The organism is Bradyrhizobium sp. 139, assembly GCF_023074175.1.
Classification (GTDB): domain Bacteria; phylum Pseudomonadota; class Alphaproteobacteria; order Rhizobiales; family Xanthobacteraceae; genus Bradyrhizobium.
The window spans coordinates 125,471-151,355 of sequence record NZ_JADPKS010000035.1 but is presented as its reverse complement, the minus strand read 5'-3'; the positions used below and the strand labels follow the sequence as shown (position 1 = coordinate 151,355).

Sequence of the window (25,885 nt, the reverse complement as noted above, 5' to 3'; positions counted from 1 at the left end):
CAAGCAGGCCTGCCCGTCGCCCGCAACTCGGCCAAGACGGCTAGCATATGCTAAGAAGGCACAGCTCCGTTGCGAGGAATGAGAAGGTTTAAAGGGATGAAAGAGCTCATCGGCATTGCGGAACAGGTCGCGGCCCGACTGATCGCGCGCAACCAGACGATCGCTGTGGCTGAATCCTCGACCGGCGGCCTGATCTCGGCCAGCCTGCTCGCGGTGCCCGGCGCCTCCGCCTACTTCCTCGGCGGCGCCGTGGTCTACACCCGCGACGCCAGGCGTGTGCTGATGGATATTTCGGACGACGGAATGAAGGGCTTTCGCTCCTCCTCGGAGCCCTATGCGAGACTCCTCGCCGAACAGATGCGCAGCCGCTTCGGCTCCGACTGGGGCCTGTCCGAAACCGGCGCAGCCGGCCCCACCGGCAACCGCTACGGCGACGCCGCCGGCCACAGCTGCATGGCCGTGGCGGGATCTGCGGCGGAGGTGATCACGCTGGAGACGGCGAGCGGCGACCGGTTCGCCAACATGCAGACGTTCGCGGCGACGGCGCTGAGATTGTTGCTGAAGAGGCTGGAGGGGTGAGATTTCCGACGCCGGCAACCGTCACGCTTTTTGTACCGTCATGCTGAGGTGCGAGTCACGGGGCGCAACGCGCCACGTGGGGAGCCTCGAAGGATGAACGGCCGAGATGCAGCCGGGCCGTCGCCCTTCGAGGGCCGCTGAAGAAGCGGCCACCTCAGGGTGACGGTGAGAGATTTGTGCTCGCGGCGATGATCGACGTCACCGCTCCAGATGCCTCATGAAAATCCGCACCACATAGCCCTGGACCCGCGGCGCCTGGTCATAGAGGTCTGAGGCGATTCGCTCGATGGTTTCGCGCAGGGACACGAACTGTGCCTGTCGCGCGCTGCTTTCGGTGCCCTGCATGCCAGCAAGCTCGTCCATCGCGGCATCGCTGATCTGGCAATGCACGATGTCGCCGTCATTCATCATCGTGAAGCGAAAGGCCAGCCGTTCGAGGTCATGGCCGATGATCCTGTCGCGCGTCAGCGGCATCCAATTGTCCCGTTCGCACCCCCGAATGGGACAATGCTGAAAATCTGACGCCTTGTCACCATGCGTCGGCGAGTTGCGCTTCGCGCCTAACCCACCGTGCGCCGTCAGTACACGAGCGCAGTGCCGGTCGGCTTCTCCAGCGCAGCGGCCAGCGATTTGTATTCCTCGCAATCCGTCCCGCAGATGGCGGCAATCCGGTTCAGATGATAGAGCGCCTGCTCACGGTTGCCTCGTTCGAGCTGCCACAGTCCATAATACTGCCAGGTCAGCACGTGGTTTGGATCGGCCTTCAGCGCACGCTCGTACCAGAGCTGCGATTGCTCGTAGTCGCCGAGCTTGCGATAGGAGTAGCCGATGAGGTTAGCGACGTTCGGATCGTCATGGCCGAGCGACTTCAACTGCTCGATCGCGGCCGCATAGTCGTTACGCTCGTAGATGGTGTCGTAGGCGGCGCGATACCCGACTGCGAACGCCGGATCACCAACGCCGGACTGGTTGTTGGGTTTTTTGTTCTTGTGCGTGGCTTTTGTTCCCGAGCGCTTCGGGTAGGTCGGTTGTGCGGTGCTCGGAGTTGAATAGGCGCTCCCATACGGATCGCTGCCTCCGCCACCACCACCGCCGCCCCCACCTCCCGCGGCGTACGCCGGGGAAGCCAGCAGCGCCGCAAACGTTCCCAGAGTAACGAACCTGATCATCGTCTCGATCATGTCTGTCTCCCGTCTCAATCCAAGTAGCCCCGCACAACGCGATAACCCTGCGTTGGCTTCGATATTCCGTGACGCGGGGCTAGCGGGGACGTCAACCTTCGTACGACAGTTCTCCTGTCCTTCAGTAGCGGAAGGTGAGCGCGTTACTGGAACGCGACTTCGGCGAAACTGCGGAGCTTTCGCGAATGCAGCCGTTCCGATTCCTGTTGCTTGAGCCGCTCCAGCGCCTTCAGCCCGATCTCGAGATGCTGGCCGACGCGGCGGCGGTAGAATTCACTGGCCATTCCCGCGAGCTTGATCTCGCCATGAAGCGGCTTGTCCGAGACGCACAGCAGCGTGCCGTAGGGAACGCGGAAGCGGTAGCCATTGGCGGCGATCGCGGCCGATTCCATGTCGAGCGCGACCGCGCGCGACTGCGACATGCGGCGGATCACCTCAGGCCCCGAGATCTCCCAGTTGCGGTTGTCGACGCTTGCGACCGTGCCGGTGCGCATCAGGCGCTTCAACTCGAAGCCTTCGAGTCCCGTGACGTCCTCGACCGCCTCTTCGAGTGCGACCTGCATCTCGGCCAGTGCCGGGATCGGCACCCAGAGCGGCAACTCGCGGTCGAGCACGTGATCCTCTCGCACATAGCCATGGGCAAGCACGTAATCGCCGAGCCGCTGCGTGTTGCGCAGACCGGCGCAATGGCCGAGCATCAGCCAGGCATGCGGACGCAACACCGCGACGTGGTCGGTGACGTTGCGCGCGTTCGAGGGGCCGGTGCCGATATTGATCAGAGTGATGCCGCGATAGTCGGGCGCGACCAGATGGAAGGCCGGCATCTGCGGCGCGCGCGCGGGCGCCACCCCGCTCGTTGCGCCGCCGCTGCACGTGATCAAATTGCCGGGCGCGACGAAGGCTTCGAGGCCGGCCTCGCCGGACTGGAGCCGCTGCTGGCAGAGCTGCGCGAACGCGTCGACGTAGAATTGGTAATTGGTGAAGATCACGAAATTCTGGAAATGCTCGGGGTCGGTGCCGGTGTAGTGATAGAGCCGGCGCAGCGAGTAATCGACCCGGGCGGCACGAAACAGGGACAGCGGCTCGGGCGCGCCCGGCTGAAGTTCGAAGGTGCCGTCGGCGATCGCATCGTCCATGGTGGCGAGATCAGGCACGTCGAACGCGTCGCGCAGCGATCGCACCACAGGGGAATTCTCGCTGGTGGTGATTGCGGCTTCGATGTTGATGTCGCGGCGATAGGCAAAGTGAACGGGAATCGGCTCGCTGGATTCGCCAACTTCGACCGGCACGCCGTGGTTCTGGATTAACAATCCGATCTGCTCCGTGAGATAGGCCCGGAACAGGTCTGGCCGTGTCACGCTGGTTTCATGCACGCCCGGCCGGGCGACGAAGCCATAGGCGAGACGCGAGTCCAGCCGCGCATACGTCGCGGTGGTGACGCGGACGAAAGGGTAATAGGCCCGCGCCCGCGTCGTGACCGCCTCGCCGTTGACGTAAGCCTCGAACCGGTCGCGCAGGAATTTGGTGTTGTGCTCGTAAATCTCTTCGAGGCGTGCGACGGCGGCGGCCGCGTCGGAGAAGGCTTCGGTGGCGATGCGCGGTGGAGATTGGATGTCTTGCATTGTTCGACGCCGAGTTGCTGGGGCTGAGCGAACTATAGCAAAGACCGGGAAGCGTAGGGTGGGCAAAGCGAAGCGTGCCCACCATCTTGACCACCGCACGAAGCCCGGTGGGCACGGCGCTTTGCGCCTTTGCCCACCCTACGAGATCGAGCTTGCCACTCAAGATCCCGGATGCGCGTTGAGCGCGCTCCGGGATGACGCGCGCTCGCGCGTCACTTCTCCCGGAAAGCGCGCATGAACTGGTCGTGCAGCGGCTTCATCAGGTAAGACAGCATGGTGCGGTCGCCGGTCTGGACGAAGGCTTCCACCGGCATGCCGGGGATTATCCTGGAGTCGCCGAGGCGGGCGATCTCTGCCGCGGGCAGCGAGACACGGATGGTGTAATAGCTCTGGCCGGTGCGCTGGTCGGTTGTGACGTCGGGCGAGACGCGGCTGACGACGCCGTTGAGCTCCGGCGTGGTGCGCTGGTTGAAGGCGGAGAGGCGCAGCAACGTCTTCTGGCCGATCTGGAGCTTGTCGATATCGACAGGATTGACCTTGGCCTCGACCTGGAGATCGTCGGCCTGCGGCACGATCAGCATGAGGGCGTCGCCCGCGGTAACGACGCCGCCGACCGTGTGCACGGTCGATTGCAGCACCATGCCGTCCTGCGGTGCGCGGATGTCGACGCGGCGAAGCTGATCCTCGGCCGCGACCTTGCGCTCGATCATTTCGCCGATCTTGTCGTTGGTCTCGCGCAGATCCTTGGAAACCTCGCTGACCATGTCCTTATCGACCTGGATGATCTGGAGCTCGGTCTCGGTGATCTTGCCCTTGGCCTGCGCCCGCGAGGCGACGTACTGCGCGCGCTCACCGTTGAGGCGGGCGCTGTCGCGCTCGAGCGTGGTCAGGCGGGATATCTGCACCAGGTGCTTCTCGTAGAGATCGCGCACGCCGATGAGCTCCTGCTGCACCAGGGAGATTTCCCTGTCCTTGGCTCTCTCCTGCGCGGAGAGACCCTCGATCTCCTCGTTGAGCTGCTGGATGCGCTCGCGCAGCTGCGCCTTCTGACCGGCGCGGCCGTTGACGCGGACGTCGAACAGCTTGGTTTCGGCGGAGAGCAGCGCCTTGACGTCCGGATCATTGCCGCGATCGAGCTGCGATTGCGAGAAGTCGATCTTGTCGATCCCGCGCTGCTCGGCCTGGAGCCGCGCCGCGCGTGCTAACGCCGCGTCGAGATTCTTGGTCACGATGGCGAGGTTGGCCTTGGTGACGGTGTCGTCGAGCCGCACCACGACATCGCCGGCCTTGACCACGTCGCCGTCGCGGGCGCGCAGCTCGCCGACCACGCCGCCGGTCGGATGCTGCACCTTCTTGACGTTGGATTCGACCACGATCTGGCCCGGCGCGATCAACGCACCCGAGATTTGCACGGTCGACGCCCAGCCGCCGAAGCCAACCAGGAGGACCAGCACGATCCCAAGCCCGAGCATCAGGTGAAACTGGATCGACTGCCGCACGGTCCTCTTCGCGGCGGGCTTTTGGCCGCCGATCGCCATCGTGCTCATGACTTCGGCACTCCGCCTTCACTGACGATCTTGATCGGCGCCGGCGGCGCGACGCGCGGCTGGAGCACCTGGGCGAGCACCTGCTCCTTCGGCCCGAAGGCTTGCATGCGGCCGTCGCGCAGCACCAGGACCTGGTCGACCGCCTCGACGCCGATCGGCCGGTGCGCCACCACGATGACGATGGCTCCACGCTCGCGCGCGGAACGGATGGCACGGGTCAGCGCCTCGTCGCCTTCAGTATCGAGATTGGAATTGGGCTCGTCGAGCACGATCAGGAACGGATTGCCGTAGAGCGCGCGCGCCAGCGCCACGCGTTGCGCCTGACCTGCGGAGAGCGAGGTGCCCTGCTCGCCGACCTGGGTGTTGTAGCCCTCGCGCATCTTGATGATCATCTCGTGCACGCCGGCCTCCTTGGCGGCGGTGATGATGCCGTCGGAGGTGGCTTCAGGATCAAAACGGCTGATGTTCTGCGCGATGGTGCCGCCGAACAATTCGACGTCCTGCGGCAGATAGCCGATGTGGCGGCCGAGCATGTCGGACGACCACTGGTCGAGCGCCGCGCCGTCGAGCCGCACCTTGCCGCGCACCGGCTGCCAGACGCCGACCAGCGCGCGGATCAGCGACGACTTGCCGGAGCCGCTCGGCCCGATCACGCCGAGGCCGTTGCCGGCTTCGAGCGCGAAGGTGACGTCCTGCACGATGAGGCGCTGATCGCCCGGCGGCACCATAGCGATGCCTTCGACCGAGAGCCGGCTGGTCGGCGCCTGCAACTGGGTCGGCATCGTCTGCGCCGGCATCTGCTCCAGCAAGCGTGTGAGGCGCTGCCAGCTCTGACGCGCCGCGACAAAGGACTTCCAGTGCGCGATGGCGAGATCGACCGGCGCCAGCGCGCGGGCGGAGAGGATCGAGCCGGCGATGATGATGCCGGCGGTCGCTTCCTGGTGGATGACGAGATAGGCGCCGACCGCGAGCACGGCCGATTGCAGCATCATGCGCAGCACTTTTGCGACTGCGCCGAGACCGCCGGCGACGTCGCTCGCACGTTGGTTGCCGTCGAGGTACTTTTCGTTGGCCTCGCTCCAGCGCTGGTTCATCCGCCCGGTCATGCCCATCGACACCATGACTTCGGCGTTGCGCCGGCTGGAGGCGGCGAGATCGTTGCGCTGGGCGGCAAGGCCCATCGCCTCGCGCGCCGGCTGGCGGGACAGGAACTCGGTGACCATGGTCAGCCCGACCAGGATCACGGCGCCGACCAAAGCGGTCACGCCGATCATGACATGGAAGGCGAAGCAGATGGCGAGGTAGAGCGGCAGCCAGGGCAAGTCGAAGAACGCGCTCGGGCCCATGCCACCGAGGAAGGACCGGACATTGTCAAGGTCGCGCAGCGGCTGCAGGCCCTCGTTGCGGCTGCCGACCAGAAGCGGCAGGCGCACGACGGTGTCGAACACGCGCTTGTTGAGGGCTTCATCGAGCGCCGTGCCGATCCGCCCCAGGATCCGGTTGCGGATCATGTCGAGCACCCCCTGCGCCATATAAAGGAAGCTGGCGAGGACGATCAGGCCGACGAGAGTCGGAACGCTGCGGCTCGGCAGCACCCGGTCGTAGACCTCCAGCATGAAGATCGACCCGGTCAGATAGAGCAGGTTGATCATGCAGCTCATCAAGCCGACGCCGACGAACGCCGTGCGACAGGCGCGCAAGGCGTCACCGAGCTCTGAACGGCGGACGCCAGGACCGGCTGCCATCAGTCTGATCTCTTTCGAGTAAGGGGCAAAGCCCCTGATTTCAAAGCCGGTTTAAGCGGTACTCGATCCGGATTAACATGGTATTCCCACTGCGAAGAGCGCAGCCGAATTAATCCAGGCCCCGATGGACCACATCTACCCTTGATGGCCCCGCACGCAAGTCCGGTATTTCACAGTCTTTGCGGCTTTTTATAGCAGACATCGGGGCCTCCCCAGGCGCGGAGAGGCCGGAAGTTCCAATCGACCGGAACGAGAGACTGTTAGAACCGGCCGCCGCCGCGCACCAGCCGCACCACCAAGAGCAGGATGACCGCGCCGATGGCGGAATAGACGATCTCGGACACAAGCCCGGTGCCGATACGGATGCCGAGTTTTGGAAACAGGAAGCTCGCCACCAGCGCGCCGGCGATGCCGATCACGATGTCGCCGATGATGCCGAACCCGGTTCCGCGCACCACCTTGCCGGCCAGCCAGCCGGCAACCAGGCCGACGAACAGGATGACAAGCAGACCTTCGTTGGAAATGTACATAAGTGGGTCTCCCCGTGAATGCCCCGCATGGAACGGGAACCGGGATGAATGAGGTGTGAATGCTCTTCACCTCTCCCGATGGCCCGGCTCCGACACAAACATCGAAAACAACCCCATGCAAAGTAGAGTTGACCCGCTCCTACGAAACGGCCGCGGACGCCTCCGCGAGCACGCACCGCGCGGCTCTGCCGGGCCCCACCTCCACGTTCGCAGGCAATTGCTCCAGGCAGCGCGGCTGCGACGCCGTGCAACGAGGGGCGAAGGAGCAGTTGCGGGGTTTTTCGGCGAGCGATGGCGGGGTGCCGGGGATAGTGTCGAGCCGCTGCCCCCGCTTGGCGCCGTTGATGGTGGAGGCGAGCAGGCCCTTGGCGTAGGGGTGCACCGGCGAGCGGACGATGTCGCGCAAGCTGCCCTGCTCCACGATCTGGCCGGCATACATCACCGCGACGCGGTCGCAGATCTCGATGGCGACGCCGATGTCGTGGGTGACGAAGATGACGGACATGCCGAATTCGCGCTGAAGCTCCCGCAGCAGCAGCAGGATCTGGATCTGCACGGTGGCATCGAGCGCGGTGGTCGGCTCGTCCGCGAGCAAAATCTTGGGACGGCAGGCGAGCGCCAGCGCGATCATTGCGCGCTGACGCATGCCGCCGGACATTTCGTGCGGATAGGCATCGAGCCGCCGCTTGGCGGACGGAATGCGCACGACCTCGAGCATCTCCAGCGCGCGCGCCCTGCCCTCGGCGTAGCTCTTGCCTTCGTGGCGCACCACGCTCTCGGCGATCTGCGCGCCGATGGTGTAGACCGGATCGAGCGCGAGCGCGGGCTCCTGAAAAATCATCGACACGGTCTGGCCGCGGAAGGACGACAGCTCCTCGTCGTTCATGGCGAGCACGTCGCGGCCCATGACGTTGACCTTGCCCGAAATCTGCGTGCGCTTCTTCGGCAGCAGCCGCATCAGCGCACGCAGCGTCACGCTCTTGCCAGAACCGGACTCGCCGAGCAGGCCCAGCACCTCGCCGTCACCAAGCGAGAGACTGAGATCGTTCACGGCGTAGACCGTGCGCTCCCCGGTGAAGCGGATGTTGAGGCCTGAGATCTCGACGAGCTTTGTCATGACGGCAGTTTCGGCAATCTATCGTGATAGTCGGTGACGCGCTGGAACGCGGCGCCGATGGTGAGCAAGGTGGCTTCATCGAAGGAACGGCCGATCAGCTGCATGCCAATCGGCAGGCCGCTCCTGGTGAAGCCGGACGGCACGGTGAGCGACGGCAGGCCGAGGAAATTCACCGGACGCGTGAACAGCGTCAGCCGCTGCAACAGCGCCGGCGCGTTTGGACCGCCGCCGACGTCGCTTTCCTCGATCGTTGGCGCCGGCACGGGCGATGCCGGCGCGATCACCGCATCGACACCTGCGGTCGCTGCGTTATGTGCGGCGAGCGCCGGTCCGCGCCAGCGCATGGCTTCGAGATAGGTGATGGCGGGGACGGCGAGACCGTTCTGCAGACGCATCAGCACCTGCGGGCCGTAATCCTGCGGGCGCTCGATCATCCAGCGCTTGTGGAAGGCGGCGGCTTCAGCAGCGAGCACGAGCTGGCTCGCCGAGGACAATTGCCGCTGGTCCGGCAGCTCGACCTTGACGATGTCGGCGCCCTCGCGCTTGAGCACGGCAATGGTCTCGTCCAGCACGCGCGCGACCTCGCTGTCGAGATCGTCGACATAAAAGGACGAAGGCACGCCGATCTTGAGGCCCTTCAGGGAACCCCTGGTCGCGCCGACATAGTCCGACAGCGGCTCGTGGCTTGCGGTCGAATCCGCGGGATCGGGACCAGCCATCAGCGCCAGCAGCAGCGCGCAATCCTCGGCGGTGCGGGCGAGCGGGCCGACTGTATCGAGCGATTGCGACAGCGGCATCGCGCCGGCCCGGCTGACGCGGCCGACGGTGGTCTTCAGCCCCGTGACGCCGCAGAAATGCGCGGGCATGCGGATCGAGCCGCCGGTGTCGGAGCCGAGCGCCGCATAGGTCAGCCGTGCCGCGACCGCCGAGCCGGAGCCCGACGACGAGCCGCCGGTGATATGCGCGACGTTCCAGGGATTGCGGACCGGGCCATAATGGGCGTTGTGGCCGGTCGGGCCATAGGCGAATTCCGCCAGATGGAGCGTGCCGAGGCGAACCTGGCCGGCATCCTTCAGGCGCTGCAAGGCGGTGGAGGTCGTGGTCGCGACGAAATCGCGGCGGATCAGCGAACCGCAGGTCGAGACCTTGCCGGCGTCGTAATACATGTCCTTGTGCGCAAGCGGCACGCCATGCAATGGACCGCGCACCTCGCCCTTGGCCAACTCGGCGTCCGCCGCATCGGCCGCCTTCAGCGCCGCCTCCGACTCGATGGACATAAAGGCGTTGAGATGCGGCTGCCACTGCGCGATGCGGTGCAGCAGCGCGCGCGTCACTTCATGGGACGACAGCTGCTTCATCGCGATCGCACGCGCGACCTCGGTGAGCGTCATCAATGCGGGTTCGGTGCTCATTTCGAAACCTTCTCGGTCTGCGCGAGCACATAGAGCGCCGGCTCGAGATCGAATGGCAGCGTACCGGCGATGGCCGCAAAGCCTTCGAAGGCGGGGCCGATCGAGTTGGAGATGCGTGTCGCGATCTCGTCGTCGACGGCAACGCCGGCGACTTGCGCCGTCGCCTTGATCTCTTTGGTCGTTGGTCTCGTCATGCGGTTTCCTCCCTCGGCGCGCGGCTATGGCCTGATCCTGGAATTGCCATGTAGCACGCGGCCTCGTGGCCCATTGTATCGAGCGCGGTGAGCTTTGGTGTCGCATTTGCGCAGAGCGGCTCCGCAAACGGGCAACGGGTATGGAAGCGGCAGCCCGGGGGCGGATCGATCGGATTGGGCGGATCGCCCGTGATCGGCGGCGTGTCGGTGCGACGATCCGGGTCGGAGGACGGCATCGCCGCCAGCAGCGCGCGCGTGTAGGGATGCGCCGGACGGTCCCAGACCTGGTCGACCGGGCCGAGCTCGACGACCTCGCCGAGATACATCACCAGCACCCGATCGCTGATGTAGCGCACGACATTGAGGTCGTGGCTGATGAAGAGATAGGTCAGGCCGAACTCGCGCTTGAGATCGGCGAGCAGATTGAGCACCTGCGCTTCGACGGATTTGTCGAGCGCCGAGACGGCTTCATCGAGAATCACCAGGCGCGGCGACAGCGCCAGCGCCCGCGCGATGTTGACGCGCTGACGCTGGCCGCCGGAGATCTCGTGGGGATAGCGGTTGGCGAAGTTTGCAGGGACCAGGCCGACCTTGCCGAGCAGCTCGCGTGCGAGGGTGCGCGCCGCGCCATCGGCCATGCCGTGGACTTTTGGGCCGAACGCAATTGATTCCTCGATTGTGAGGCGCGGATTGAGCGAGGCGTAGGAATCCTGGAACACCATCTGCATGCCGCGGCGCAGTTCGCGCAGCGACAAGGACTGCCCAACGCTCATGCCGTCATAGATGATGTCGCCGGTGTTGCGGGGCATCAGATGCATCAGCAGCCGGGCGGTGGTCGACTTGCCGCAGCCGGATTCGCCGACGATGCCGACAGTTTCGCCCTTCGCGACAGAGAAGGAGACGTTATCGACGGCGCGCACGGTGCGCTTCGCGGCGAACAGCCCGCCACGCACGGGGAAGTGCTTGGTTAGCCCATTGACCTGGAGCAGCGGCTGCGCGACGCCGCCGCGGTCTTCGATCGGCTCCAGCATGACCATGGACGTATTGCTCTCGCTCATAGCTGCGCTCTCCCACCTCTCCCCATCGGGGAGAGGTCGCGCCGAAGGCGCGGGTGAGGGGAAGCGGCAAACTCGGTGCACCGTAACCCCTCACCCGGATTGCATCTGGCGATGCAATCCGACGACCTCTCCCTTCGGGAGAGGTGTACAGGGGACGCCGCAGCAGTCTGCATTTCCATCATCATCTCAGTTCCTGATGTCCATGGCGCTGCGCAGGCCGTCCGAGAGCAGGTTGAAGCAGATCGAGACCGCGAAGATCATCGCGCCGGGCAGTGCCGCGACCCAGGGATTGACGTAGATCGCGGTGCGCAAGGTGTTCAGCATCAGGCCCCATTCCGGCTCGGGCGGCTTGGTGCCGAGGCCGAGGAAGGAGAGACCGGCAGCAAGGATCATCGAAACCGAGATCAAGCTGGTCGCGTAGACGAAGATCGAACCGAGCACGTTGCCGAGGATATGCACGCGCATGATGGTGAAGGGGCCGGCGCCGGAGGCGCGCGCGGCCTCGACGAAATCCATGTTGCGCACGCCGGTGGTGACGCTCTCGGCGACGCGGGTGATCTGCGGCACAAACACGACGGTCAACGACACGATGGAATTGAGGATGCCTGCCCCGAGCGCGCCGGAGATCGCGATCGCCAGCAGCACGGACGGAAAGGCGTAGAACACGTCGATCGTGCGCATGATCGCGGTATTGAGCTTGCCGCCGACATAGCCGGCGACGAGGCCGAGCGAGGTGCCGATGCCGAATGCGAGGATGACCGGCAGAATGCCGATGAGGAGCGACAGCCGCCCGCCATAGATCAGCCGCGCCAGCATGTCGCGGCCGAGCTCGTCGGTGCCGAGCGGATAACCTGTTGTGCCGATGTGGCGGAGGCGGCGGATCATCGAGCCCCTGTAGGGATCCTCCAGCCCGAGCCAGGGCGCCAGGATCGCGGATACGAAGACCAACAGCAGCACCAGCGCGCAAGCCATGCTGACCTTGTCGCGCCGGATGCGTCGGCCGACGGTCGCCCAATAGCCGCGCGCCCTGGTCGCGGGCGCAGCCTGGAGCGCAGCATCGCTGGTTACGGACAACGGAAGCTCGCTCATCGGCTAGCCCCGCTTGATGCGCGGATCGATCGCGGCTTGCGCGATGTCGACCAGCAGATTGAGGAAGACGAAGAACAGCGCCAGCACTAGGATCGTACCCTGCAACAGCGGCAGGTCGCGCTGGAAGATCGCCGAATTGAGCAGGAAGCCGGAGCCAGGCCAGGAGAACACGGTCTCGATCAGGATCGAGCCGCCGAGCATATAGCCGAGCTGCAAGCCCATCACCGCGAGCGCGGTGGGCGCGGCGTTCTTGATGACGTGGCGGAACACGCCGGTTTCGTGCAGGCCTTTTGCGCGCAGCGCCTCGACGAAGTCCTGGCTGAGGATGTCGCCGGTGAGCGCACGCACCGTGCGGGTGACGATGCCCATCGGAATCACCGACGTCGTAATCGCCGGCAGCACGAGATATTTCAGGTGCGCCCAGTCCCAGGCCCAGGCGGCGGAGCCGCCAGGCCCGGCGCCGACGGCGGGCAGCCAGTTCAGCTCGACCGAGAAAATGATGACGAGCACCATGCCGAGCCAGTAATGCGGCACGGAGACGCCGGCGATGGCGAAGGAGGTCGCGACCTTATCGATCCAGGTCTCGCGGAAATAGCCGGCGATCAGGCCGAGCAGGACGCCCATTGTGAAGCCAATGATGGCGGCAGCAATCGCGAGCGTGACGGTGTTGCCGACCGCGCGCATGACCTCGGCGAGCACAGGGCGGCCAGTGGCAATGGAGTTGCCGAGGTCGCCATGCAGGGCACGTAGCAGCCACAGCCCGAACTGCACCGGCAGCGGCCGGTCGAAGCCGTAGGCGGCGCGGAGCTGCGCCGCGAGCTCCTGCGAGGCGTCGGCCGGCAGCACGGCAACCAGCGGATCGCCCGGCGTGATGTGCACGAGCAGAAAGCACACCAGCGCGACGCTGATGACGATCGGGATGACATAGACGATGCGTCTGGCGATATAGGCGAGCACTGGTCTTCTTTCTTCCTTCTCCCCTTGTGGGAGAAGGTGGCGCGAAGCGCCGGATGAGGGGTTCTGTCCGCGGTTACAGTCTTGTTGACTGAGAGAGGGTGTCTCGCGGAGAGAGACCCCTCACCCGGCTTCGCTATCCGCGAAGCCACCCTCTCCCACAAGGGGCTAAGGCGTGCACACATCTTTCGGCCGTTGGTCAGCACCAATGGAAAGCGCAAGTCTTTTCAATGATAGCTGACCGACCGCTCTTTGGGCGGTTCCGAAACCTGGGGTCATCTAAGTCCCTGTATTAGATTCCGTTTTTGAGATGTGTGCACGCCTTAGCCCACAAGGGGAGAGGGTGCACGGAGCAAGCCGAAAGAGCTACGGCGTTATCGACACCAGCGAGAAGTCGATGAACCAGCTCTTCGGCTGCACCACGCCTGTGACCTTCGGGCTGATGGCGCGGGGGCCGACGTCGTGGGCGACATAGAGGAAGGCCGCATCGTCGACGGAGGCCGCGTGCAGTTCGGCGAGCGCAGCGTCGCGTGCGGCGGGATCGAACGTTTGCCGCGCCTTCTTCACCAACTCGTCGAACTTGGGATTGTTGATGAAACCCCAATTGTTCGAGACCGGCGGCGCCATGCCCGACTGCAGGAAGCGCACCAGCGCGAAGAACGGGTCCATCGCCGCGTAGGTGACGTTGGTCGCGTTTGCGCCGTTGGCTGAGGGATCCTTGGCGCCGCGGCGCCAATTGGTGAACAGCGTGTTCCATTCGATGACGTCGAGCTGCACGTCGAAATAGCATTCGGCGAGCGCCTGCTGAAGATACTCGTTCATCGGCAGCGGCTGCATCTGGCCCGAACCCGAGGCCGAGGTCTGGGTCTTGACCGTCAACTTCTTGTTCGGACCGAAGCCCGCCTCCTGCATCAGCTTTTGCGCAGCCGCCTTGTCATACTTGATCTCGAAGGTCGGCTTGCCGCGCCAGGGATGGCCGGGCTCGAAAGTGCCGGTCGCAGGCACCATCTGGCCGGCGAGCAGGCCGTCCTTGAGCCCTTCGCGGTCGACGCAGAGGTTTGCGGCCTTGCGCACGCGGATGTCGTTCCAGGGCGAGCCCTCGACGCGCGAGAACTGCCACGGCCAGACATGCGGCTGCTCGTTGGCGTAGAGCTTGAAGCCGCGCTGCTTGAGCTCGGGCAGCGCATCCGGTGCCGGCGCCTCGACCCAATCGACCTGTCCGGAGAGCAGTGCCGCGGTACGCGCGTTCGCTTCCGGCATCGGCAGCAGCAGCATCTTGTCGACCTTGGGCACGCGCGCCTTGTCCCAATAGGCCGCGTTCTTCACCAGCTCGAGCCGCTCGCGCGGCGTGAAGCTCGCCATCTTCCACGGACCGGTGCCGGACGCGTCCTTGGCGAAGGCGGTCCAAGCGGCCTGCGATTTCGCCTTGGCGTCGGCGCCTTCGGCCTTGTCGTAGAAAGCCTGCCACTTCGCCGGACTCGCCATGAAGAGGTTGGTGAGGTTGATCGGCAGGAAGCTGTCGGGCTCCTTGGTGGTGAGCTCGACGGTCATGTCGTCGATCTTCTTCGCGGACGCCAGCGTCGGCATGCGCGACGCCGTGACGCCAACCTGGCTGGCGTCGAATTGCGGCGCGTCCTGCTTCAGCACCTTCTCGACGTTCCACACGACCGCATCGGCGTTGAACGGCGAGCCATCATGGAAGGTGACGCCGGGGCGCAGCTTGAAGATCCATTTGGTCTTGTCGGCGTCGTCGACCTTCCACTCGGTGGCAAGGCCGGGGATCACCACGCTCGCCTTGTCGGCCGAGGACAGGTCCCAGCCGGTGAGCGCGTCATACATGGTGAGGCCGGTGAAGCGGTTGCCTTCAAAGCCCTGGTCGGGTTGGCCCAGCGTGCGCGGAATATCGGCAGCGGTCATGCCGATGCGCAGCACGGTGTCGGCGCTGGCCACGCGCGGCCATGCGGCCGCGCTGCCGAGCGCCAGCAACGCGATCAGCGCCGCGCGGGTCTTGTTCTTCTTGATGAGCATCGTCTCAGTCCTCTTCCGGCTTTCAGTGACTAATTTTGATGCAAACGTATGCAATGGCTGTGCCAATGGGGAAACTTTTTCTGCAAATTGCCCCTGCGACGACAAGTCCTTGTGATCGCACGTCAGCGAAGGCACGTCGCTGCCTATTCTGGCATCAAGATTGCAGGTTGGCCCTGAATTCTCCCTTGAATTTTTTCCTGGAGTTCTGGGCCATGCGTATCCGACTGTCGACCTGTCTCGCCGTGCTTGCGCTGGCGCTATCCGCAATCCCGACGCGCGCCGAAACGGTGGTGCGCTACGGCATCTCGATGGCGGACATCCCGCTGACGACCGGCCAGCCCGATCGCGGCGCCGGCGCCTATCAGTTCACGGCCTACACGATCTACGATCCCTTGGTGGCCTGGGAGATGGACGTCGCCGACCGGCCGGGAAAGTTGGTCCCGGGCCTGGCCACGGAATGGAAGGTCGATGACACCGACAAGAAGAAGTGGCGCTTCACGCTTCGCAAGGATGTGAAGTTTCACGACGGCAGCGAATTCAACGCCGATGCGGTGATCTGGAATCTGGACAAGGTGCTCAACGACAAGGCGCCGCAATTCGACAAGCGCCAGAGCGCGCAGGTGAAGACGCGGCTGCCTTCGGTCGCGAGCTATGCCAAAATCGACGATTCCACGGTGGAGATCACGACCAAGACGGTCGACTCCTTCTTCCCCTATCAGATGCTCTGGTTCCTGGTGTCGAGCCCGACGCAATACGAAAAGCTCGGCAAGGATTGGGACAAGTTCGCCAGCCAGCCCTCCGGCACCGGCCCATTCAAATTGACAAAACTGGTGCCGCGCGAGCTTGCGGAGCTGACCAAGAATCCGGATTACTGGAACAAGAAGCGCATTCCCAAGGTCGACAAGCTGGTGCTGGTGCCGATGCCGGAAGCGCTGACGCGCACCAATGCGCTGCTCGCAGGCCAAGTGGACCTGATCGAGACGCCGGCGCCGGACGCCGTGCCGCAGCTCAAGGCGGCCGGCATGAAGCTCGTCGACAACGTTACGCCGCATGTCTGGAATTATCATCTGAGCGTGCTGCCGGGCTCGCCCTGGACCGACATCCGCCTGCGCAAGGCGCTGAACCTTGCGATCGATCGTGAGGCGGTGGTGGGCCTGATGAACGGATTGGCAAAGCCAGCCAAGGGTCAGGTCGATCCGTCGAGCCCGTGGTTCGGCAAACCAAGCTTTGAGCTGAAATACGATCTTGCTGCTGCGAAGAAGCTGGTCGAGGAAGCCGGCTACTCCAAGGCCAAGCCGCTCAAGGCCACCTTCATCATCGCGCAGGGCGGCACCGGCCAGATGCTGTCGCTGCCGATGAACGAATTCCTGCAGCAAAGCTTCAAGGAGATCGGCATCGACGTCGACTTCAAAGTGGTCGAGCTCGAAACATTATATACGCACTGGCGCAAGGGCGCAGCCGACGAGATGAACGCCGGCATCACCGCCAACAACATCGCCTATGTGACCTCGGACCCGCTCTACGCCATCGTCCGCTTCTTCCATTCGGGCCAGATCGCGCCGGTCGGCGTCAACTGGGGCGGCTACAAGAACCCGAAGGTCGACGCGCTGATCGAGGAGGCCAAGCAAACCTTCGATGCCACCAAGCAGGACGAACTCCTGGCTCAGGCGCACGCGCTGATCGTCGACGATGCCACCCTGGTCTGGGTCGTCCACGACACCAACCCGCATGCGCTCTCGCCGAAGGTCAAGCAGTTCGTGCAGGCGCAGCACTGGTTCCAGGATTTGACGACGATCGGGGTAGAGTGAGGGGGCGGCAGGCCGCCGCGTCAACACCACCGTCGTCCCGGGCAAGCGTCAGCGCAGACCCGGGATCCATAACCACAGGTAATAGTTGCTGCACGCGCGGGCAACTGCGAGTCTTCGCCAAACCGCTTCCTGTGGTTATGGGTCCCGGATCTGCGCTTCGCTTTGCTGCGCTTGTCCGGGACGACAGCGAGCGTGTGGCGCCATTCGAGCCACACGCCCTACTTCGTCAGCAGCGCATACGCCCCGGTCCAGCCCTCCGGCGGCGGATCGATCTGGAAATTCTTGATCCGGACCTCATAGAGCTTGAACAGCTTTTCCAGCGTGTCGGCGTCCTCGCTGCGACGGCCGCGCTCGATCGCATCCAGCGCGCCCTGCCAGTCGCGGCTGCGGTAGCAGCCGAGCATCTCGATGGTGATGTTGCGCAGCCGCTGGAAGGCGCCCGAATTCAGCACGTCCTCGCGGCCGGCGATGGCGTAGATCACCTCCGGCTCGGTCTTGCCCTTGACCATCACGAAGTCGAGCTCGAGGATCGCGAACTTGTCCTTGGCAGCAAGCGCGGTCCTGGAGCCGACGATGATCGGAAAGCCGTATTCCTTGGACTGGCCTTCGAGGCGCGAGGCCAGGTTCACGCTGTCGCCGAGCACCGAATAGTTCTTCTTCAGGTCGGAGCCCATGTTGCCGACGACGCCGACGCCGGTGTTGAGGCCGATGCCGACATTGAGCGGGATGTAGACGTGACCGCCGTCGGCAGCTTCCTGCTCGCGCTCCTTGTTGACGGCGTCGATCTGCTCCAGCATCCGGATCGCGGCCTCGCAGGCGTTGAGCTCGTGCTCGGCATCGTCGAGCGGCGCGTTCCAGAACGCCATGATGGCGTCACCCATGTACTTGTCGATGTAGCCCTTCTGATCGATGATGACGTCGGTCAGCGGCGTCAGGAAACGGTTCATCAGCGCGATCAGGCCTTGCGGATCGTGCTTGTAGCTCTCCGAGATCGTGGTGAAGCCGCGCACGTCGGAAAACATGATCGTCATCTCGCGCTCCTCGCCGCCGAGCACGAGCTTTTCCGGCGACTGCGCCAGCTGCTCGACCAGGACGGGCGACATGTATTGGGCGAACATGCCGCGGATCTGCACGCGCTGACGCTGCTCGCGCACGAAGCTGGCGAAGATCAGTGTCAGATAGATCGCCGTGGTCGAGAGCAGCGGATAGGTGAAGTCGATGAGGTAGCGGTGCTGTGCATAGAAGAACCAGGACACGCCGACCAGGATGGCGGCGAAGGCCGCACCTGCGAGCACCAGCCGCACCGGCCCGAGATTCGGCGTGAAGATGATGACGAGCAGGCCGATGACGAGCGCTGCGAGCAGCTCGACGCCGAGCGCATAGTTCGGCTGTGAGATCACGGCTCCGCTCAGAATGCTCTCCAGCACCTGGGCATGGATCTCGACGCCCGGCATGGTCGAGGACACCGGCGTGGTCTTGATGTCGTTCAGTCCGACCGCCGAGGTGCCGACCAGCACCAGCTTGCCGGCGATCTTGTTCGCTGGCGCGCTGCTGTCGAGCACGTCGGCGGCCGAGACGTAGATCGACGGATCCTGGCGGGCATAGTGCACCCAGAGCTGGCCGTTCTTGTCGGTCGGAATCTCCACGCCCTTGAGGCGGACCGCCCTGACGCCGGTCTTGTCGGTCCGGACCAGGACCGTCGGCGTGCCGGTGACGACACGCAGCATCTCGAGGCTGAGCGAGGGCATGATGTTGCCCTGGGCCCGCATCACCATCGGCACGCGGCGGATCAAGCCGTCGCGCTCGGTCTTGATCGTGAACAGGCCGCGACCCGTCGCGACCTTCTCGATCTCGGGCACGTTGCGCAATAGCCCCGGAAATTCGAACAGGAAGCGCTCGGCGCCCTCCTCCCCGACCGTCGCGATGCCGGTGAGGGGCAGCGTCTTGTCGATTTCGGACGAGATCGCCGGCTGCCCGGTCTCGCCCAGCACCACGCGCGAGCGCTTGATCGCGTCAGCGAGGATCCGGTCGTTGCTCGGCAGCTCGCGCAGCTTGGCGCGGGTGGCGTCGTCGAGATAGCGCATCTGGCTCGCGACCAGATCCGGGTTGAGCCGATCGGCCTCCGAGAACACCACGTCGAAACCGATCGCCACCGCGCCGTTGTTGGTGAGGTTCTGGATCAGGTCGGCGATCCGCGTGCGTGGCCACGGCCACTGGCCGAGCTTGCCGAGGCTCTTGTCGTCGATGTCGACGATGGTGACCGGCCGCGCCGTCTTGTGGCGCGGATCGATCAACTGGAACATGTCGAAGGTGCGCAGCCGCAATTCCTGGATCGGCGGCGGATCCCAGAGGCGTGCGCCGGCAAACACGACCAGCAGCGCAAGGCACATCAGCCGCGCAAAGCCGAGCTTGCGCGCAAACCACCGCCGCAGGATCTTGAGACGTTTCATTCGGATCGGACTTCCTGCAAACCAGCCTTCTTCTACAAACCAGCTTGGCGCGATCTTGGATCGCCATGACACAAATGGCCATTGCTTCGGCGGCAAAGGATAGGGATTTTTTGCCGCGGTCAAAGCGGAATGAAGAGCCGGCTGACCGGAGGGGCGCCTCTAGCTCACATGAAGGATGAAGTCGCTGGCGTGGAGATGGCCGGCAACGGTGTTCTTCAAGAGAATCTTGTCGTTGGCATCGAGATTGAGCAGGGTATCGGCACCCTGCTGCTCCGCGAGCGCGGATACCTGCGTCCACGATGTGACGCTGCCGAACTGCCGCAGATCGATCTTGTCGAGCCCGATCTCGAAGTCGTTCACGGTGTGCTGGACCGCATCCTGCGAGGACGTCGGCGCGAACACAAACTGATCCTTCGCGCCGCCTCCGGCCAGCGTATCACTCGACTCCGTCGCGAAGATGACGTCCTTGCCGCCGGCGCCTGCCAGACTGATGCCCTGGCCGTTGGCACCCTCGGCGAAGATGAAGTTGACCGTGTCGGAGCGGCCGGCCGAGTCGGCGACGGTCAGCGTGACCTGGTCGGTCGCGGGCAGTTCCGCCTGAGAATCAGAGGTGGCGCCAGTCGGATCGTAGGCGATGCCCGCGCCGCTCGCGAGGCCGGTGTTGATCTGGTCGAGCGAACCGGACGCCGGATAAACACTGACGCTGCTGAGATGCGGATGCGCGGTCGAAAGCGTGACGGTGAAAGTATCCGTCGCGGCACCGGAATCGGTGTCGGTGACCACCAGATCGGTGATGATCTCGTTGCTGTTCTCGCGGATATGCTCGAACTGGAAGTGCTCGGTGTTGATGACCGGGCCGGTGGCGTCGTTCGCCCCGGTCACATCCACCGTGAGCATGGTCGTGCCGATCGCACCGAGCACGTCCGTGGTCTGGACAGTGAAAATATCCGCGTAGGATCCTTCCGCCAGCGCGTTGATCGCGGCGGCGTTCGGAACGTAGCTGTAGCTGCCGTCGGGATTGACCGTCAGCGTCCCGTACAATCCCCCGGCTGTCGTCGCAGCATGGTGATCCGCATTGAGAACGGAATAGGTAAGCGTCGCCGTCTCGCCGGTATCGGCATCGTTGCCCGTCAGCGTCCCGGTGAGATCGAAGAAGGTGTCGGCAGCGGCCGTATCCGTGAGCGGGCCGATGTGGAGATCGGACAGCGTCGGCGCGTCGTTCGTGCCGGCGATGTTGACGGTCACGACTGCGCTCGTGCCCGCGCCATCAGCATCCGACGGAACGATGGTGTATTGCAGCGACAGCGTCTGGCCGGCCGCGAGGAAATCGAAGGCCTGACCGCCTGAATTGAACTGCCACGTAAACTGGGCGTTGGTGGCCGTGCCGTTGAGGATATCGCCGGGCGGGACGGTGAGATAGTTGAGCAGGTCCGCATGCGACAGCCCGCCGACGCTGCCGGTTTGCGGCACGCCGTCGAGAGCAACCTGCACCTGGTTGACCGACACCGTGACGTGATCGATCGCGTCGACGTCGGAGACCACCAGCACGCCATGCGAAAGCTGGCCGGCATTGGTTTCCATCAGATCGGCAACGGCGCCGCCCGGCCCGGAAGTCCCGCTCGCCCAACCCGCGGTGCCTTCGATTGCGAGACCCTCGGCGGGGTTGACCGTATTGGACGCCGTGATCCCGCTGCCGTCGCCGAGCTGGTAATACGCGGCCAGACTCGCCTCGCTGCCGGTGAGCGCGGTGAAATCGATCGACTGGATCTGCGTCTGCGTGAGCGCGGTGGCCCAGACGCTGACATCGGCGATCGAGCCGAAGAAGCCTTCCGCTCCAAAGCCCGCCGCGTCTGGCTCGCTCGCGGCGCCAATCATCAGGTAGGACGCCGACGGATTCGACGGGCTGCCATCGATCGCGTTGAACGCCCATGACTGCGAATATTCGAGGTTTCCATCGAGATAAAGCGTGAAGGTACCGTTGTCGCGGGTCAGCGCGATGTTATGCCATTGCGAGGCCGTGAGGGCGACACCGGTATCCTCGATGTCGACGCCGCCTGCGAGAATCTGCAGCTCCAAGGTACCATCGACGTTGACGGTGCCAAGCAGACCGAAGCCGGTGGTCGAGGTGTTGCCGTTGTAGAACAGGATGTGGCCGTGGCCCGGATCGGCGCCCCCGCTCCAGTTCGCCCACCCGGCCAGCGTCACGTCATCGGTGGCGACCGTCGGCACGTCGCCGACCGCGATGGTCTGGCCGTCGAAGTCCATGTAGTTCGACGTCACATAGGAAACGGCCGGCGCATCGTTGGTGCCGGTGATCGTGACCGTGACGTCCTGGCTGACCTTGCCGCCCTGCTGGTCGTCGAACGTGACGGTGTAGACCTGGGTGATGGTCTGCCCGTCGGCCAGCGACTGCAGCACCGGATCGCTGTTGTCCAGCGTGAAGTGCCAGCCGAGCGTCGCGCCATTGTCCGTGTCGCTGCCGGACTCGGACACCGCGTTGATCGTGAATGTGCCGATATTCGTGCTGTCGTCCTCGAAGCCCGGCAGGGCCGAGCTGACGGACGACGATTTGAACGACCACTCGGCCGTGTGGGTGTCGATCAGGTCGAGGTCCTGGATCGCCAGCGTGCCGCCGGTCGACAATGACGAGCCGTCATCCTCGGTGACCGTACCCATCGCCGCGGCAGTGTCGCTCGTGATCGTCGGCGCGTCGTTGGCGCCGTTGATCGTGACGGTCACGTCCCGCGAGACGTACGCGCCGTGATCGTCGGTGAAGGTGACGGTGTAGACCTGGGTGATGGCCTGGCCTTGGGCCAGCGATTGCAGCACCGCATCGTTGTTGTCGAGGCTGAAGTGCCAGCCCAACGTCGCACTGTTGTCGACATCGATGCTGAATTCGTGCACCGACGGATCGATCGTGAAGCTGCCGAGCGGCGTGTCGTCGTCGAAACCCGGCAGATGCGCGCTCGATGTCCACGACTTGAACACGGCCTGCGCCGTGTGGGTGTCGATCAGATCAAGATCCTGGATCGCCAGCGTACCGTCGATCGACAGCGTCGCGCAAGCATCCTCGGTCACCGCTCCGGCAGCATCGACAGCGTCACTCGTGATCGTCGGCGCGTCATTGGCGCCGTTGATCGTGACGGTCACGTCCCGCGAGACGTACGCGCCGTGATCGTCAGTGAAGGTGACGGTGTAGACCTGGGTGATGGTCTGGCCCTTGGCCAGCGATTGCAGCACCGCATCGTTGTTGTCGAGGCTGAAGTGCCAGCCCAGCGTCGCACCGTTGTCGGTGTCGGTGTTGAACTCGGCGAGGTCGGAATCGATCGTGAAAGTGCCGAGCGGCGTATCGCCGTCGAAGCCCGGCAGATGCGCGCTCGATGTCGCCGACTTGAACACGGCCTGCGCCGTGTGGGTGTCGATCAGGTCGAGATCCTGGATCGCCAGCGTGCCATTGATCGACAGCGTCGCGCCGGCATCCTCGGTCACCGCTCCGGTAGCATCCGCGGCACTGCTGGTCATCGTCGGCGCGTCGTTGGTGCCGGTAATGGTGACCGTGACGTCCTGGGAAACCTGCGCGCCGTGATTGTCGGTAAAGGTGACGGTATAGACCTGGGTAATGGTCTGGCCCTTGGCCAGCGACTGCAACACCGGATCATTGTCATTGAGCGTGAAGTGCCAGCCCAGCGTCGCGCCGTCGTCGGTATCGCTGCCAGATTCCGTCACCGACGGATCGATCGTGAAGGTCCCGATATTGGTCGTCCCCTCCACAAAGCCGGGCAAATGCGCGCTGGAGGCCGACGACTTGAACACGGCCTGCGCCGCATGGGTGTCGATCAGGTCGAGATCCTGGATCGCCAGCGTGCCGCCGGTCGAGAGCGTCACGCCGGCATCCTCGGTGACGCCGCCCGTTGCCGCGTCTGCATCGCTCGTGATGGTCGGGGCATCATTGGTCCCGGTAATGGTGACCGTGACCTCTCGGGTGACCGTCCCACCGTGATGATCGTCGACCGTGACGGTGTAAACCTGCGTGATGGTCTGGCCCTTGGCCAGCGACTGGAGCACCGGGTCGCTATCGTCGATCGTAAAGGTCCAGCCGACTGCCCCTCGCGTGCTGACGCCGGGACTCTCGCTCACCGCCGTGAGCGCGAACGTGCCGATATGCGAAGTGCCGTCGCTGAAGCCTGGCAGATGCGCGTTCGAAACCGTCGAGTTCAGAGCGAAACTCGCGGTGTGGGTGTCCGTGAGATCGGGATCGTTGAAGGTAATGGTGCCGTTGGCGGCGAGCGTGGCCGCACTATCCTCGGTTACCGCACCTGTCGGGGTGGTGGAGTCTTCGACGATCGTCGGGAGGTCGTTGGTGCCCTCGACATTGACGTCTGCACCGTTGATGGACACGGTGATCGGCGTGCTGACGACACCGCCGTGCCCGTCATCGACCTGCACCACATAATTGAGGGTCAGCGTCTCGCCTTCGGCGAGAAAATCGAAGAGATGGTCGGGAACGCTGTAGGCCCAGGTGGCCGAGCCGTTGTTGCCGTTTCCGGCGCCCTGCACCACGGTCAGCGGCACCTCGACGGCGGCGATCGCGGCGCGCTGCTCCGGCGTCAGCGTCGCGGTGATATCGTGCCCTTCGGCGTCGAGATATTTGAGCGGCTGGGTGGACGAAAGCGCCGCGCTCACGATCGGCCGGTCCGTCAGATCGACATCGCTGAAGATGACCGTGCCCGTGATGGTGTCCAGAGCCTCGTTGCCGGTCCCGACCTTCTCGATGACGGTGCCACCTGACGTCGCGACGGTGGGCTTATCGTTGGTGCCGGTGATTGTGATGGTGATGGGGATGAAGGCGGTCTCGGGGCTGATTGCGAAATTGTTGTCGATGCGGACCATGTAGGTCAGCGTCAGCGTTTCGCCGGCCGCAAGAAAGTCGAAGACGTGGTCGGGGATCGTGTAGCTCCAGACCGCCGAGCCGTTGTTGTTGTTGCCGCCGTCGGCGGCGACGTTGATCTGGATCTGCGTCGCCGCGATGTCCTGCTTCTGCAGCGCAGAGAGCGTGCCGGTGACGTCCTGCTGGCCGGCACTCTTGTAGACGTAGTTTGGCGCATCGGCGAGATTCACGCTCACCGTCGGCCTGTCGCCCAGGTTTTGATCGACGAAGGTGATCCGGCCGGAGATCGTGTCGGAATGGGTCGCGTCGCCGGTCGTGTCCGCGCGCTCGGTCAGCGCGAACGCCGTCTTCACATTGCCGTTGAGATCGAGGCTTTGAGACAGAGGCTTGCCGGGGTAACGGTTGGCAGGCGCCGCGTGATCGCCGGATTCCTGCGATCCCTGCTGATTGAGGCTTGTGAATACCGCGGTCGCGATGTAGCCGGCTGGGGTCTTGATCACGATCCCATCGCTGGTCTGCGTGATCGAGTCGGTGAAGTTCGTGGTGAGTTTGGTGTTGGTGTTGTTGTCGGTGAACTTCAGCGTGAACACGTCGGTGATCAGCTTCTGAACGTCCGGCGACATCAGCGCATTGGAGATCGAGACGTTGCCGCCGCTGATCTGGATCATCTGGCCGGCCTGGTTGACCGTCGCGATCGGCAGCAGCGTGATCTTGTCGAACAGGATGTAGGAGCCCGTCGTGCCGTTGGGCTCGACCAGCACCTGGAAGCTCGCCTGCGGCTGCGGATCGCCGCCACCGGCGGGAACGACGAAGTTGATCTGGGTCAGCACCGCCGTGCCGCGGATGCCCATGGTGGCGACCGGCGTGTCGATCTTCATGTCGCCGTGCTTGGCGGTCTCGCCGGCGACGAAGGTGATGGTGCCCGCGACCAGGCTGAGCAGCGAGGAATTGCTCGACCCGTTGGGGTCGTAGACCATCTCGTTCAGCACCATCCGCGCATTGGAGGACAGGCCGAACACCGTGCCGTCGATGAAGGTGATGCCGAGCGTCGAATCCCCGCCGGTCGAGACCACGTCGCCCTTCTCGACATTGTCGCCATTGTTCAGAATGACCGAGACGCCGTTGCGCACCGCGGTCGCGCTGCCGGAGAGCTTGGTGACGTGGCCGATGACCTGGGCCGTAGCGGCGCCGGGCGTGGCCTGTGCATATTGCACATGGCCCGTGAGCGCGTTGACGACGTCGCCGGTGAGGTGCGCGCCATCCGGCGAGGAGATCGCCGCCCGCTTGTCACCCCTGAAATAATCGTGAACGACGAACTCGTGCCCCTCGTGGGACAGCACAAGGTCGAGACCCGCGCGCTTGAACTCGCCATTGAAGATCAGGTTCGGGTCGGGAACAACGAACGCGCCGTCAGGCACGTGACCGTGCGCCTTCGCGATAAAAGGCTTGGCCGCAAAGACATGGCCGTCGGCGGGCGAGCGGGAACCATGGCCGTCCAAGGGAATCGCGGCGTCAAATTTGCCAGCGTAATTCAACAGGGCACCGTCAAAAGGGTTAAAATTTAAGTAAGTATCAATCGCCTAAGCTTGCATAGCATTACCAAGTCCTTAGCGAAACCATCTATTGCTTGTGTGATTTCGCGTCACTTGGTGATGGCCCCGCTGAAAAGCGGCTCGCTCACAG

At 64.3% G+C, this 25,885-nt stretch carries 17 protein-coding genes; 2 read left to right on the top strand and 15 right to left on the bottom strand.

Translation table 11 applies throughout. The features are described 5' to 3' along the window. Window positions 1–96 precede the first annotated feature (96 nt). Window positions 97–579, top strand: a complete 483-nt coding sequence (locus tag IVA80_RS09170) for a CinA family protein (protein ID WP_247428281.1) — start codon at window positions 97–99, stop codon at window positions 577–579. A gap of 198 nt (window positions 580–777) precedes the next feature. On the opposite strand, the gene IVA80_RS09165 is transcribed toward IVA80_RS09170, so the two are convergent. The 13 genes from IVA80_RS09165 to IVA80_RS09105 all read right to left on the bottom strand — a co-directional run bounded on the left by IVA80_RS09165 (window position 778) and on the right by IVA80_RS09105 (window position 15,056). Further along, window positions 778–1,053, bottom strand: coding sequence for a DUF1488 family protein (locus tag IVA80_RS09165; RefSeq protein WP_247428279.1), 276 nt, complete (start codon window positions 1,051–1,053; stop codon window positions 778–780). A 104-nt stretch (window positions 1,054–1,157) separates the two neighbouring features. Then, window positions 1,158–1,760 carry a tetratricopeptide repeat protein gene (locus IVA80_RS09160; protein ID WP_247428276.1) on the bottom strand — a complete coding sequence of 201 codons (603 nt, stop codon included), beginning with the start codon at window positions 1,758–1,760 and terminating at the stop codon, window positions 1,158–1,160. A gap of 143 nt (window positions 1,761–1,903) precedes the next feature. Further along, the gene (locus IVA80_RS09155) at window positions 1,904–3,382 is read right to left on the bottom strand and encodes an AMP nucleosidase (RefSeq protein ID WP_247428273.1); all 1,479 of its coding nucleotides are present in this window, start codon (window positions 3,380–3,382) and stop codon (window positions 1,904–1,906) included. Window positions 3,383–3,594: 212 nt separating this feature from the next. Further along, window positions 3,595–4,929, bottom strand: coding sequence for an HlyD family type I secretion periplasmic adaptor subunit (locus IVA80_RS09150; protein ID WP_247428269.1), 1,335 nt, complete (start codon window positions 4,927–4,929; stop codon window positions 3,595–3,597). Beyond that, window positions 4,926–6,674 (bottom strand): type I secretion system permease/ATPase, encoded by a 1,749-nt coding sequence (locus tag IVA80_RS09145; RefSeq protein WP_247428267.1) that lies wholly within the window; start codon window positions 6,672–6,674, stop codon window positions 4,926–4,928. Before IVA80_RS09145 ends, IVA80_RS09150 begins: the two co-directional genes overlap by 4 nt. Window positions 6,675–6,934: 260 nt before the next feature. Then, window positions 6,935–7,204 (bottom strand): GlsB/YeaQ/YmgE family stress response membrane protein, encoded by a 270-nt coding sequence (locus tag IVA80_RS09140; protein WP_247428265.1) that lies wholly within the window; start codon window positions 7,202–7,204, stop codon window positions 6,935–6,937. A 139-nt stretch (window positions 7,205–7,343) separates the two neighbouring features. After that, complete coding sequence (locus IVA80_RS09135) at window positions 7,344–8,321, bottom strand: ABC transporter ATP-binding protein (RefSeq protein WP_247428263.1); 978 nt, start codon at window positions 8,319–8,321, stop codon at window positions 7,344–7,346. Then, window positions 8,318–9,733, bottom strand: coding sequence for an amidase (locus IVA80_RS09130; RefSeq protein WP_247428261.1), 1,416 nt, complete (start codon window positions 9,731–9,733; stop codon window positions 8,318–8,320). Before IVA80_RS09130 ends, IVA80_RS09135 begins: the two co-directional genes overlap by 4 nt. Further along, window positions 9,730–9,927 carry a hypothetical protein gene (locus tag IVA80_RS09125; RefSeq protein ID WP_247428258.1) on the bottom strand — a complete coding sequence of 66 codons (198 nt, stop codon included), beginning with the start codon at window positions 9,925–9,927 and terminating at the stop codon, window positions 9,730–9,732. The genes IVA80_RS09130 and IVA80_RS09125 overlap by 4 nt, the downstream gene beginning before the upstream one ends. Further along, window positions 9,924–10,985, bottom strand: a complete 1,062-nt coding sequence (locus IVA80_RS09120; protein ID WP_247428256.1) for an ABC transporter ATP-binding protein — start codon at window positions 10,983–10,985, stop codon at window positions 9,924–9,926. The genes IVA80_RS09125 and IVA80_RS09120 overlap by 4 nt, the downstream gene beginning before the upstream one ends. Before the next feature lie 186 nt (window positions 10,986–11,171). Next, window positions 11,172–12,074 (bottom strand): ABC transporter permease, encoded by a 903-nt coding sequence (locus IVA80_RS09115; RefSeq protein ID WP_247428254.1) that lies wholly within the window; start codon window positions 12,072–12,074, stop codon window positions 11,172–11,174. Between the two features lie 3 nt (window positions 12,075–12,077). Beyond that, window positions 12,078–13,031, bottom strand: coding sequence for an ABC transporter permease (locus IVA80_RS09110; RefSeq protein WP_247428251.1), 954 nt, complete (start codon window positions 13,029–13,031; stop codon window positions 12,078–12,080). A gap of 363 nt (window positions 13,032–13,394) precedes the next feature. Next, the gene (locus IVA80_RS09105; RefSeq protein WP_247428248.1) at window positions 13,395–15,056 is read right to left on the bottom strand and encodes an ABC transporter substrate-binding protein; all 1,662 of its coding nucleotides are present in this window, start codon (window positions 15,054–15,056) and stop codon (window positions 13,395–13,397) included. Between the two features lie 212 nt (window positions 15,057–15,268). Here IVA80_RS09105 and IVA80_RS09100 point away from each other — a divergent pair, with 212 nt between their 5' ends. After that, window positions 15,269–16,864, top strand: coding sequence for an ABC transporter substrate-binding protein (locus IVA80_RS09100; protein WP_247428246.1), 1,596 nt, complete (start codon window positions 15,269–15,271; stop codon window positions 16,862–16,864). Between the two features lie 218 nt (window positions 16,865–17,082). Here IVA80_RS09100 and IVA80_RS09095 read toward each other — a convergent pair whose 3' ends face one another. Next, on the bottom strand, window positions 17,083–19,314 hold the full coding sequence (locus tag IVA80_RS09095) for an adenylate/guanylate cyclase domain-containing protein (protein ID WP_247428243.1): 2,232 nt from the start codon (window positions 19,312–19,314) through the stop codon (window positions 17,083–17,085). Window positions 19,315–19,473: 159 nt separating this feature from the next. Further along, window positions 19,474–25,701 (bottom strand): VCBS domain-containing protein, encoded by a 6,228-nt coding sequence (locus tag IVA80_RS09090; RefSeq protein ID WP_247428240.1) that lies wholly within the window; start codon window positions 25,699–25,701, stop codon window positions 19,474–19,476. Window positions 25,702–25,885 lie beyond the last annotated feature (184 nt).

Coding starts and splice junctions, on each gene's coding strand:
- IVA80_RS09170 (WP_247428281.1), top strand. CDS start 97: ATGAAAGAGCTCATCGGCATTGCGGAACAGGTCGCGGCCCGACTGATC.
- IVA80_RS09165 (WP_247428279.1), bottom strand. CDS start 1,053: ATGCCGCTGACGCGCGACAGGATCATCGGCCATGACCTCGAACGGCTG.
- IVA80_RS09160 (WP_247428276.1), bottom strand. CDS start 1,760: ATGATCGAGACGATGATCAGGTTCGTTACTCTGGGAACGTTTGCGGCG.
- IVA80_RS09155 (WP_247428273.1), bottom strand. CDS start 3,382: ATGCAAGACATCCAATCTCCACCGCGCATCGCCACCGAAGCCTTCTCC.
- IVA80_RS09150 (WP_247428269.1), bottom strand. CDS start 4,929: ATGAGCACGATGGCGATCGGCGGCCAAAAGCCCGCCGCGAAGAGGACC.
- IVA80_RS09145 (WP_247428267.1), bottom strand. CDS start 6,674: ATGGCAGCCGGTCCTGGCGTCCGCCGTTCAGAGCTCGGTGACGCCTTG.
- IVA80_RS09140 (WP_247428265.1), bottom strand. CDS start 7,204: ATGTACATTTCCAACGAAGGTCTGCTTGTCATCCTGTTCGTCGGCCTG.
- IVA80_RS09135 (WP_247428263.1), bottom strand. CDS start 8,321: ATGACAAAGCTCGTCGAGATCTCAGGCCTCAACATCCGCTTCACCGGG.
- IVA80_RS09130 (WP_247428261.1), bottom strand. CDS start 9,733: ATGAGCACCGAACCCGCATTGATGACGCTCACCGAGGTCGCGCGTGCG.
- IVA80_RS09125 (WP_247428258.1), bottom strand. CDS start 9,927: ATGACGAGACCAACGACCAAAGAGATCAAGGCGACGGCGCAAGTCGCC.
- IVA80_RS09120 (WP_247428256.1), bottom strand. CDS start 10,985: ATGAGCGAGAGCAATACGTCCATGGTCATGCTGGAGCCGATCGAAGAC.
- IVA80_RS09115 (WP_247428254.1), bottom strand. CDS start 12,074: ATGAGCGAGCTTCCGTTGTCCGTAACCAGCGATGCTGCGCTCCAGGCT.
- IVA80_RS09105 (WP_247428248.1), bottom strand. CDS start 15,056: ATGCTCATCAAGAAGAACAAGACCCGCGCGGCGCTGATCGCGTTGCTG.
- IVA80_RS09100 (WP_247428246.1), top strand. CDS start 15,269: ATGCGTATCCGACTGTCGACCTGTCTCGCCGTGCTTGCGCTGGCGCTA.
- IVA80_RS09095 (WP_247428243.1), bottom strand. CDS start 19,314: ATGAAACGTCTCAAGATCCTGCGGCGGTGGTTTGCGCGCAAGCTCGGC.